The organism is Micromonospora sp. NBC_01655, from assembly GCF_026339755.1.
Taxonomy (GTDB): domain Bacteria; phylum Actinomycetota; class Actinomycetes; order Mycobacteriales; family Micromonosporaceae; genus Micromonospora.
In genome coordinates this window covers 5582329-5594644 of sequence record NZ_JAPEQF010000001.1, presented here as the reverse complement: position 1 = coordinate 5594644, position 12316 = coordinate 5582329, and the positions used below count along the sequence as shown (strand labels likewise).

Here is a 12316-nt window from a genome sequence, read left to right as displayed (position 1 = left end):
TTGTCCCCAGTACGGAGCTTGTGATGTCTACGTCCGCAGACAAGGTCGTCGAGGCGCTCCGCGCCTCGCTCAAGGAGACGGGCCGCCTCCGTCAGCTCAACCAGCAGCTGACCGCCGCCGCGCGCGAACCGATCGCCATCGTGGCGATGTCCTGCCGTTACCCGGGGGGCGTCGCCACCCCGGAGCAACTGTGGGACCTGGTCGCGTCGGGCAGCGACGCCGTCGGCGGCTTCCCCACCGACCGGGGCTGGGACCTGGACAACCTGTACGACGCCGACGCCGACCGGGCGGGCCGCTCCACCACCCGCGAGGGCGGCTTCCTCTACGACGCGGCCGAGTTCGACGCCGGCTTCTTCGGCATCTCGCCCCGCGAGGCGGTCGCCATGGACCCCCAGCAGCGGCTGCTGCTGGAGACGTCGTGGGAGGCGTTCGAGTACGCGGGGATCGCGCCCGCATCCATGCGTGGGCAGAAGGTCGGCGTCTTCGTCGGCACCGCCGCCAACGGGTACGGGATGGGCCCGCAGACCGAGCTGGAGGGCACCGACGAGGGCTACCTGCTGACGGGCACGGCCACGAGCGTCGTCTCCGGCCGGATCGCGTACGCCCTCGGGCTGGAGGGCCCGGCGGTGACCGTCGACACCGCCTGCTCGTCGTCGCTGGTGGCCCTGCACCTGGCCTGCCAGGCCCTGCGCCAGGGCGACTTCGACCTCGCCCTGGCCGGCGGCGTCTGCATCATGGCCACCCCCAGCCCGTTCGTCGGCTTCTCCCGGCAGCGCGGCCTGGCCCCGGACGGCCGGTGCAAGTCCTTCGCCGCCGCCGCCGACGGCACCGGCTGGGCGGAGGGCGTCGGCCTCCTGCTGGTGGAGCGGCTGTCGGACGCCCAGCGCAAGGGCCACCACGTGCTGGCCGTCGTCCGGGGCAGCGCGGTCAACCAGGACGGCGCGTCCAACGGCCTGACCGCCCCCAACGGCCCCGCCCAGCAGCGGGTCATCCGGCAGGCCCTGGCCAACGCCCGCCTCACCACCGCCGACGTCGACGCCGTCGAGGCGCACGGCACCGGCACCGTCCTCGGCGACCCGATCGAGGCGCAGGCGCTGCTGGCCACGTACGGGCAGGACCGGCCCGCCGACCGGCCGTTGCTGCTCGGCTCGATCAAGTCGAACTTCGGACACAGCCAGTCGGCCGCGGGCGTCGCCGGGATCATCAAGATGGTGATGGCGATGCGGCACGGCGTCGTCCCGTCGACCCTGCACGTGGACTCCCCGACGCCGAAGGTCGACTGGTCGGCGGGCGCCGTGTCGCTGGTGACCGAGGCGCGGCCCTGGCCGGCGACCGGACGGCCCCGGCGGGCCGCCGTCTCGTCCTTCGGCATCTCCGGGACCAACGCGCACACCATCCTCGAGGAACCCCCCGCCCCGGACACCGACGCCGCAGCCGCCCCCGAACCGGCCGTCACCCTGCCGGTGGTGCCGGTGCTGCTGTCCGCCCGCTCCGACGCCGCGCTCGCCGGCCAGGCCGGCCGCTGGGCCAGGTGGCTGGCCGCCGACGAGGACCTGCGTCCCCTGGACGTCGGGTGGTCGTCGGCGGTGTCCCGGTCGGCGCTGGACAGCCGGGCCGTGGTGGCCGCGACCGACCGGGACGAGCTGCTGGCCGGGCTGCGGGCCCTGGCCTCGGGCCAGTCGTCGGGCGTGCTGGTGGCGGGCCAGGCGGCGGACCGGGGTCCGCTGGCGGTGCTGTTCTCGGGCCAGGGCGCGCAGCGCGCCGGCATGGGCCGGGAGTTGTACGGGGAGTTCCCGGTCTTCGCCGCCGCGCTCGACGAGGCGTGCGGGCACCTGGACGGCCTGCTGCCGCAGCCGCTGAAGCCGGTGCTGTTCGCCGAGCCGGGCACCGCGGAGGCTGGCCTGCTGGACCAGACGGTGTTCACCCAGGCCGGGCTGTTCGCCGTCGAGGTGGCGCTGTTCCGGCTGGTGGAGTCGTTCGGGATCGTGCCGGACTTCGTGGGTGGGCATTCGATCGGGGAGATCACGGCCGCGCATGTGGCCGGGGTGCTGTCCCTGGCGGACGCGTGTGCCCTGGTGGCGGCGCGGGGTCGGTTGATGCAGGCGCTGCCGGCAGGTGGCGGGATGCTCGCGGTCAACGCGTCGGAGGCGGAGGTGCTGCCGACGCTGGAGGGGCTGGCCGACCGGGTCGGTGTCGCGGCCGTGAACGGTCCGTCGTCCGTCGTGGTCTCCGGTGCGGTGGACGCTCTCGACGAGGTGGAGCAGCTTTGGCGGGGCCGGGGGGTGCGGACCCGCCGGTTGACGGTGAGTCACGCGTTCCACAGTCCGCTGATGGAGCCGATGCTCGACGAGTTCCGCAGCGTGCTGGCGGGTTTGACGTTCGCCGCGCCGGTGCTGCCGGTGGTGTCGAACCTGACCGGCGCGCTGGCGACCGCCGAGCAGCTCCGCACCGCCGACTACTGGGTGCGGCACGTCCGCGAGGCGGTCCGCTTCGCCGACGGGATCACCGCCCTGAGGACCGCCGGGGTCGACACGTTCCTGGAGATCGGCCCCCGCAGCGTCCTCACCGCGATGACGCAGGACGTCCTCGGTTCGCAGCCGGTCGACCCCGCCGACGACGCGACCCCGGTCGTCGCCGTGCCCGCGCTGCGCGCCGACCGCCCCGAGGCCCGGGCGCTGCTCGCCGCCCTCGCCGAGCTGCACGTCAACGGCGCGGCCGTCGACTGGCCCCGGATCTACGCCGACACCGGCGCGACCACGGTCGGCCTGCCCACGTACGCGTTCCAGCGGCAGCGCTACTGGCCGGAGCAGCTTCCGGTCTCCGTCGCCGGCCCGGTCAGCCCCGACGTCATCGACGTCGAGTTCTGGTCCGCCGTGGAGCGCTCCGACGTGGCGGCGCTGGCCGCGCAGTTCGGCGACGACGGCCTGGACGTCCTCGCCCCGGCGCTGCCGGTCCTGTCGTCCTGGCGTCGGGCGCGGCTGCGCGACGCCGTCGTCGACGGCTGGTCGTACCGGGTGGTGTGGAAGCGCACGGCGGCGCCCGTCGCCGCCGCGCCGATCGGCGACTGGCTGCTGCTGGAACCCGCCGGCGAACCGGCGGTGACCCAGTGGGCCGACGCGCTGACGGCGGCGCTCGGCGCCGCCGGCGGGACGGTCCACCGCCTGCCGGTGGATCCGCTGACCGACCGGGAGGGGCTGGCGGCCCGGCTGGCCGAGCTGCCGGCGGACCGCCGGTTCGCGGCGGCGGTGTCCCTGCTCGGCCTGCTGGACCGGCCGCACCCCGGCCACCCGGCGGTGCCCACCGGCACCGCCGCGACGGCGACTCTGGTGCAGGCCCTGCACGACGCCGACGTCGCGCTGCCGGTGTGGACCCTCACCCGGTGCGCGGTCGGCACCGGCGACGCCGACGGTGTCCGCAGCGTCGCCCAGGGCGGCCTGTGGGGCCTGGCCCGGGTCGCCGGGCTGGAACACCCCCAGCTCTGGGGCGGCCTGGTCGACCTGCCGGAGCGGCCCGACGCGGCCGGCTGGGACCGGCTCGTGGGCGTGCTGGCCGGGGCCGGCGACGAGGACCAGATCGCCGTCCGCCCCTCCGGCGTGTTCGCGCGCCGGCTGGTCCGCGCCGACCCCGCCGGGGTGGGGACCCTCGAACGCTGGCAGCCCTCCGGCACGGTACTGATCACCGGCGGCACCGGGGCGCTCGGCGCCCACGTGGCCCGCTGGGTGGCGGCCAACGGCGCCGCGCACGTGGTGCTGACCAGCCGCCGCGGCGAGCGGGCGCCGGGCGCGGCGGAACTGCGCGACGAACTGGCCGGGCTCGGCGCGCGGGTGTCGCTGGTCGCCTGCGACGCTGCCGACCGGGCGCAGGTCGAGGCGGTGCTGCGCGACATCGACGCGGACGTCGCGCCGCTGACGGCGGTCGTGCACGCCGCCGGCGTGGGCCAGCTCGCCATGCTGGCGGACACCGACCTGGCCGCGCTCGCCGCCGTCCTCGACGGCAAGATCACCGGCGCGGTCCACCTGGACGAGTTGCTGGGCGACCGGCCGCTGGACGCGTTCGTGCTGTTCTCCTCGATCGCCGGGATCTGGGGCAGCGGCGGCCAGGCCGGCTACGCCGCCGGCAACGCCTTCCTGGACGCGCTAGCCGAGCGGCGCCGCGCCCGCGGTCTCGCCGCCACGGCGGTCGCCTGGGGCCCCTGGGCGGACGGCGGAATGGCCAGCGGGGAGGGCCAGGAACTGCTGGCCCGTCGCGGCCTCACCGCGATGTCCCCGGCCCAGGCCGTGTACGCGCTGCGCAGCGCCGTCGGCCGCTCCGTGCCGTCGTTGACCGTGGCGGACGTCGACTGGTCCCTGTTCACCCCGGCGTTCGCCGCCGCGCGGCCCCGGCCGCTGCTCGACGACATCGCCGAGGCCCGGGCCGCCCTGCGCGGCACCGACGAGGAGCCGGCCGACGGGGCCGGCGGCGGCCTGCGGCAGCAACTGCTCACCCTGCCCCGCGCCGAGCAGGACCGGCACCTCACCGACCTGGTCCGGACGGTCGCCGCCACGGTCCTCGGGCACACCGGCCCCGAGCTGGTCAAGGCGAACCGGGCGTTCAAGGAGCTGGGCTTCGACTCGCTGACCGCGGTGGAGCTGCGCAACCGGCTCAGCGCCGCCACCGGGCTCTCCCTGCCCACCACCCTCGTCTTCGACTACCCGAACCCGGCAGCCCTCGCCGACCACCTGTCGGCCGCGCTGCGCCTGCACGAGGTCGACGCCGTGACCACCTGGGGACCCACCGGGCCGGTCGACGACGACCCGATCGTCATCGTGGGCATGAGCTGCCGGTACCCCGGCGGCGTGACCAGCCCCGGCGAGCTGTGGGACCTCGTCGCCACCGGCCGTGACGGCATCACCGGCTTCCCCGAGGACCGCAACTGGGACATCGCCCGGCTGCTGGCCGTCGACGCCGAGGGTCGGCCGGTGTCGCACACCCGCGAGGGTGGCTTCGTCCCCGGCGCCACCGGCTTCGACCCGGGCTTCTTCGGCATCTCGCCGCGCGAGGCCCTGGCCATGGACCCGCAGCAGCGGCTGCTGCTGGAGGCGTCCTGGGAGGCCCTGGAGCAGGCGGGCGTCGACCCGGACCTGCTGCGCGGCAGCCGCACCGGCGTCTTCGTCGGCGCCTCCCCGTCGGGCTACGGCACCACCGACACCCCGGAGGAGCTGGCCGGCTACCAGCTCACCGGGGGCGCGCACAGCGTCATCTCCGGCCGGGTCTCCTACACCCTCGGGCTGGAGGGCCCCGCCGTCACCGTCGACACCGCCTGCTCGTCGTCGCTCGTGGCGGTGCACCTCGCCGCCCAGGCGCTGCGCGGCGGCGAGTGCGACCTGGCCCTGGCCGGCGGCGTGACCGTCATGGTCACCCCCGGCGCGTTCGTGGAGTTCTCCCGGCAGGGCGGCCTCGCCCCCGACGGGCGGTGCAAGTCGTTCGCCGCGTCCGCCGACGGCACCGGCTGGTCCGAGGGCGTCGGCGTGCTGCTGGTCCAGCGCCTGTCCGACGCGCGGCGGCAGGGCCGGCAGGTGCTCGCCGTGCTCGCCGGCAGCGCCGTGAACCAGGACGGCGCGTCCAACGGCCTCACCGCGCCGAACGGGCCCGCGCAGCAGCGGGTCATCCGGGCCGCCCTGGCCAACGCCCGGCTCACCGTCGCCGACGTGGACGCCGTCGAGGCGCACGGCACCGGCACCACGCTGGGCGACCCGATCGAGGCGCAGGCGCTGCTGGCCACCTACGGGCAGGGCCGGCCGGCGGACCGGCCGCTGTTCCTCGGCTCGATCAAGTCGAACATCGGGCACGCGCAGGCCGCCGCCGGGGTCGCCGGCATCATCAAGATGATCATGGCGATGCGGTACGGGCTGCTCCCGTCGACCCTGCACCTCGACGAACCCACCCCCCACGTGGACTGGTCGGCCGGCGCCGTGTCGCTGCTGACCGAGGCGCGCTCCTGGCCCGACGTGGACCGCCCCCGCCGGGCCGCCGTGTCCTCGTTCGGGATCAGCGGCACCAACGTCCACCTGATCCTCGAACAGCCCCCCGCCCCGCCGGCCGGGGACGAGGCGGACGCCGGGGAGCCGACCCCCGCCGCCGCGCGGTCGCTGGCCCCGGTGCTGCTGTCCGCCCGCGACGGCGCCGCGCTGTCGGCCCAGGCGGACCGCTGGGCGGCCTGGCTCGCAGCCGACGAGAACCTCCGCCCGCTCGACGTGGCCCTCTCCTCGGTGGTGTCCCGCGCGACGCTGGACGAGCGCGCGGTCATCGCCGCGACCGACCGGGACGACCTGCTCGCGGCGCTGACCGCCCTCGCCGCCGGAGACCCCTCCGGCGGAGTGGTCGCCGGCACCGCCGGCCCGCGCGGCCAGTTCGCGCTGCTGTTCTCCGGCCAGGGCGCGCAGCGCGCCGGCATGGGCCGGCACCTGTGCGCCGAGTTCCCCGTGTTCGCCGCCGCGCTGGACGAGGTGTGCGGGCACCTGGACCCGCTGCTGCCGCGTCCGCTGCGGGAGGTGCTGTTCGCCGCCGAGGGCTCGGCGGAGGCCAACCTCCTCGATCAGACCGTCTTCACCCAGGCGGGTCTGTTCGCCGTCGAGGTGGCGTTGTTCCGGTTGGTGGAGTCGTTCGGTGTGGTGCCGGACTTCGTGGCCGGGCACTCGGTCGGTGAGATCACTGCCGCGCACGTGGCGGGGGTGTTGTCGCTGGCGGACGCGGCTGCCCTGGTGGCGGCGCGGGGTCGGTTGATGCAGGCGTTGCCGGCCGGCGGCGGGATGCTGGCGATCAACGCGTCGGAGGCCGAGGTGCTGCCGACGCTGGACGGGCTGACCGACCGGGTCGGCATCGCGGCCGTGAACGGCCCGTCGGCCGTCGTCGTCTCCGGAGCGGTCGACGCCCTCGAAGAGGTGGATCGGGCGTGGCGGGGCCGGGGCGTGCGGACGCGCCGGTTGACGGTGAGTCATGCGTTCCACAGTCCGTTGATGGAGCCGATGCTCGACGAGTTCCGCAGTGTGCTGGCGGGGTTGAGGTTTGCCGCGCCGTTGCTGCCGGTGGTGTCGAACCTGACCGGGGCGTTGGCCGACGGCGACGAGATCCGTACGCCCGGCTACTGGGTGCGGCATGTGCGGGAGGCGGTCCGGTTCGCCGACGGGGTCACCGCCCTGCGGGCGGTCGGGGTGGACACGTTCCTGGAGGTCGGGCCGCAGAGTGTGTTGACCGCGATGGCCGGCGACGTCCTGCCGGCCGGTGACGGTGTGTTGGCCGTCGCCGCCCAGCGCCGGGACCGGCCCGAGGCCCATGCCCTGCTCGCCGCCCTGGCCGAGCTGCACGTGCACGGCGTCCCGGTGACCTGGACCCAGTGGTTCGCCGGCACCGGGGCGACCCGGGTCGAGCTGCCGACGTACGCGTTCCAGCACCAGCGGTACTGGCTGTCGCCCGTCGGGCAGGCGGCCGACGTGTCCGGAGCGGGCCTCGGCGTGGCCCGCCACCCGCTGCTCGGCGCGACCGTGTCGGTGGCCGGCGAGGACATGGTGGTGCTGACCGGCCGGCTGTCGCTGTCGTCCCACCCGTGGCTGGGCGACCACGTCGTCTCCGGCGCCGTGGTGGTGCCGGGCACCGCCCTGCTCGACCTCGTGGTCCGGGCCGGCGACGAGGTGGGCGCGTCCCGCGTCCGCGACCTCACCGTGCTCGCCCCGCTGGTGCTGCCCGCCAGCGGCGGCGGAATGCGGGTGCAGGTCCGGGTCGGCCCGGTCGACGCGACGGGCGCCCGGCCGGTCACCGTGCACTCCCAGTCCGAGGAGGACCCGGAGGCCGGCTGGACCCGGCACGCCGACGGCGTCGTCGGCCTCCCCACCACCGACGAGCCCACCGTGGGCGCCTGGCCCCCCGCCGGCGCGGCCGAGGTGGACCTCACCGGCTGGTACCCGGCCGTGGCCGGGCACGGGCTCGCCTACGGGCCGGTCTTCCAGGGCCTGCGGCGCGCATGGACCGCCGACGGCACGGTGTACGCCGAGGTGGCCCTCCCCGACACGGTGATCGGGGACCCGGCCGGATTCGGCGTGCACCCGGCGCTGCTGGACGCCGCGCTGCACCCCGTCGGGCTGCTGCCCGCCGAGGCCGCCGGCGACGGCCCCCGGGTGCCGTTCTCCTTCGAGGGGGTGCAGGTCCACACCATCGGCGCGCGGACCCTCCGGGTTCGGCTGACCGCGAGCGGGTCCTCGGTGCGGCTGGTCGCCGTCGACGAGGCCGGCACGCCGGTGGTGTCGGTGGACTCCCTGACGCTGCGGGAGATGACCGCGGCGAGCACTCCGGACCAGGCGCACCGCTCGCTGTTCGAGGTGTCGTGGCAGCCCGAGCAGGTCGTCCCGGCCGACGCCGGGTACGGCTGGGCGGTGCTCGGCGGCGACGCCACCGACGGCACGCCGCTGACGTCGGGGTACCGGGACGTGGCGGCGGTGGTCGAGGCGGTGACGGACGCGACCGCCCCGGCCCCGGCGGCGCTGCTGCTGCCCGTGTCCCCAGCGACCGAGGCCGACGTGCCCGACGCCGACGTGCCCGACGCGGTGCGCGCCGCGACCGCGGCCGTGCTGCGCGAGGTGCAGGGCTGGCTGGTCGCCGACGCCCTCGCGGACTGCCGGCTGGTCGTCGTCACCCGTGGGGCGGTCGCCGCCCACCCCGACGACCGGGTCACCGACGTGGCGGCGGCGGCGGTCTGGGGCCTGCTGCGGTCCGCGCAGTCGGAGCACCCCGGCCGGATCGTGCTGGCCGACCTCGAACCCGACGCCGACCTCGGCCCGGAGCTGCTGGCCCTGCTGGCCGGGTTCGCCGCCGACCCGGGCGCGGGCGGGCAGCTCGCGGTGCGCGCCGGCACGGCGTACGTCCCGCGACTGGTCCGCGCGGCCGGCGGCGCGCAGGCCGCGCCGGTGGTCGGCACGGGCACCGTCCTGGTGACCGGCGGCACCGGCTCACTGGGCGCCCTCGTGGCCGAGCACCTCGTGACGGCGTACGGGGTGCGGTCGCTGGTGCTGGCCTCCCGCCAGGGCCCGGCGGCCCCGGGCGCGGCCGACCTGGTGGAGCGGCTGACCGGCCTCGGCGCCGCCGTCCAGGTCGCCACGGCCGACGTGACCGACCGGACGCAGGTCGACGCGCTGGTCCGCCGGATCACCGCCGACGGGCGGCTGGCCGGCGTGGTCCACACCGCAGGCGTCCTCGACGACGGCGTCGTCACCGGGATCACCGTGGACCGGCTGACGGACGTGCTGGCGCCCAAGGTCACCGCGGGCTGGTGGCTGCACGAGGCGACGGCGGAGCTGGACCTCGACCTGTTCGCGCTGTTCTCGTCCATCGCCGGCGTGCTCGGTTCCCCCGGCCAGGCCGCGTACGCCGCCGGCAACGCCTTCCTGGACGCCCTCGCCCAGCTCCGCGCCCAGCGGGGCCTGCCGGCGGTGAGCCTGGCGTGGGGCATGTGGGACACCGACGGCATGGCGGCGGCGATCAACGACACCGACCGGGCCCGGGTCAGCCGGGCCGGCCTCACCCCGATGACCGCCCCCGTCGGCCTCGGGCTGTGGGACGCCGCGCTGGCCCACGGTGGCGCCGCGCTGGTGCCGGCCGTGGTCGACCTGCCGGCCATGCGGGCGCAGACCACCGCCGGCCGGGTGCCGCCGATGCTGCGCACCCTGGTCGGCTCCACGGCGAACCGGCGGCGTCCCGCCGCCGGGGGCTGGGCCGACCGGCTCGCCGGGCTCGACCCGCAGGAGGCGCGCACCCAGGTCGCCCTGCTCGTCCGGGGCCTGATCGCGCAGGTCCTCGGGCACAGCGGCGCCGACCAGGTGCCCGCCGACCGGGCGTTCCGGGAGCTGGGCTTCGACTCGCTGACCGCCGTGGAGCTGCGGAACCGGATCAACACCGCGACCGGGCTGCGGCTGACGTCCACCCTCGTCTTCGACTACCCGACCCCCGGCGCGCTGTCGGACCACCTCTACGAGGAGCTGTCCGGGCAGGTCGCCGAGCAGCGCGACGCCGTGGCGACCGCGAACGTCGACGAGCCGATCGCGATCGTGGGCATGGCCTGCCGGTACCCGGGCGGCGTGACGAGCCCGGAGCAGCTCTGGCAACTGGTCGCCACCGGCGCCGACGGGATCGGCGAGTTCCCGGCCGACCGGGGCTGGGACCTCGACCGGATCTTCCACCCCGACCCGGACAACCCCGGGACGTCGTACACCCGGCATGGCGGCTTCCTGTACGGGGCGGCCGAGTTCGACCCGGCCTTCTTCGGGATCTCGCCGCGCGAGGCGGTCGCCATGGACCCGCAGCAGCGGCTGCTGCTGGAGGCGTCCTGGGAGTCGTTCGAGTCCGCCGGGGTGGACCCGGTGCGGCTGCGGGGCAGCCGGACGGGCGTGTTCGCCGGCCTGATGTACCACGACTACGCCTCCCAGGTGCAGGATCTCCCCGAGGGGGTGGGCGGCTACATCGGCACCGGCACGTCGGGCAGTGTGCTGTCCGGTCGGGTCGCGTACACGTTCGGCCTGGAGGGGCCGGCGGTCACCGTGGACACCGCCTGCTCGTCCTCGCTGGTGGCGTTGCACCTGGCGGTGCAGGCGCTGCGTTCCGGTGAGTGTGATCTGGCGTTGGCCGGTGGTGTGACCGTGATGGCGACGCCGGGGACGTTCATCGAGTTCTCCCGGCAGCGGGGCCTGTCGCAGGACGGTCGGTGCAAGTCGTTCGCGGCGTCGGCGGACGGCACCGGCTGGTCCGAAGGTGTGGGTGTGCTGCTGGTGCAGCGGCTGTCCGACGCCCGGCGGGACGGCCGGCGGATCCTGGCGGTGGTGCGGGGCACGGCGGTCAACCAGGACGGCGCGAGCAACGGACTGACCGCGCCGAACGGGCCGTCGCAGCAGCGGGTGATCCGGCAGGCCCTGGCCAACGCCCGGCTGACCACCGCCGACGTGGACGCGGTCGAGGCGCACGGCACGGGCACGACGCTGGGTGACCCGATCGAGGCGCAGGCGTTGCTGGCCACCTACGGTCAGGACCGGCCCGAGGACCGGCCGCTGTGGCTGGGGTCGATCAAGTCGAACATCGGCCACACCCAGGCCGCGGCCGGGGTGGCCGGCGTGATCAAGATGATCATGGCGATGCGCCACGGGACGATGCCGCGCACCCTGCACGTCGACGAGCCGTCCCCGCACATCGACTGGTCGGCGGGCGCGGTCGAACTGCTCACCGAGGCCCGCGAGTGGACCGCCCCGGGCCGGCCGCGCCGGGCCGCCGTGTCCTCCTTCGGGGTCAGCGGCACGAACGCCCACGTGATCATCGAGCAGCCGCCCGCCGAGGACCGGACGGAACCGGCGGACGCCGCCGTACCGCCGCTGGTCCCGGTGCTGCTCTCGGCCCGGACCGAGGCCGCCGTGGCGGCCCAGGCCGACCGCTGGGCCCGCTGGCTCGCCGCCGACGAGCCCCCGCGCCCGTCGGACGTCGGCTGGTCCTCGCTGGTCAGCCGGTCGACGCTGGAACACCGCGCGGTCGTCACCGCGACCGACCGGGACGAGCTGCTGGCCGGGCTGCGGGCCCTCGCCGCCGGCTCGCCGTCGGGCACGGTCGTCACCGGTACGGGATCGCCGCAGGGCCCGCTCGCCGTGCTGTTCTCCGGCCAGGGGGCGCAGCGCGCCGGGATGGGCCGGGAGTTGTCCGCCGAGTTCCCCGTGTTCGCCGCCGCGTTGGACGAGGTGTGCGGGCACCTGGATCCGCTGCTGCCGCGTCCGCTGCGGGAGGTGCTGTTCGCCGCCGAGGGCTCGGCGGAGGCGGACCTGTTGGACCAGACTGTGTTCACCCAGGCCGGTCTGTTCGCCGTCGAGGTGGCGTTGTTCCGGCTGGTGGAGTCGTTCGGTGTGGTGCCGGACTTCGTGGCCGGCCACTCCGTCGGGGAGATCGCCGCCGCGCACGTGGCCGGGGTGCTGTCCCTGGCCGACGCGTGCGCCCTCGTCGCCGCCCGTGGGCGGCTGATGCAGGCGCTGCCCGCCGGCGGCGGGATGCTGGCCGTCGCCGCCCCCGAGGCCGACGTGGCCTCCAGCCTGGACGGACGCACCGACCGGGTCGGGATCGCCGCCGTGAACGGCCCGTCCGCCGTGGTGGTCTCCGGCGACGTCGACGCCCTCGACGAGCTGGAGCAGGTCTGGACGGACCGGGGAGCGCGCACCCGCCGGCTCACGGTCAGCCATGCGTTCCACAGCCCGCTCATGGAGCCGATGCTCGACGACTTCCGGACGGCCCTGGAGGCGCTGACGTTCCGCGCGCCGCTGCT

At 76.1% G+C, this 12316-nt stretch carries 1 protein-coding gene (cut by a window edge); it reads left to right on the top strand.

Annotated features, from left to right (window positions below):
* The first annotated feature begins 23 nt into the window (after positions 1 to 23).
* Positions 24 to 12316: the start of a type I polyketide synthase gene (locus OOK41_RS24860; protein WP_266266895.1), read on the top strand. Its footprint extends 17650 nt past the window's final position; the window shows 12293 of its 29943 coding nt (coding positions 1–12293); the start codon lies at positions 24 to 26; the stop codon falls past the right edge of the window.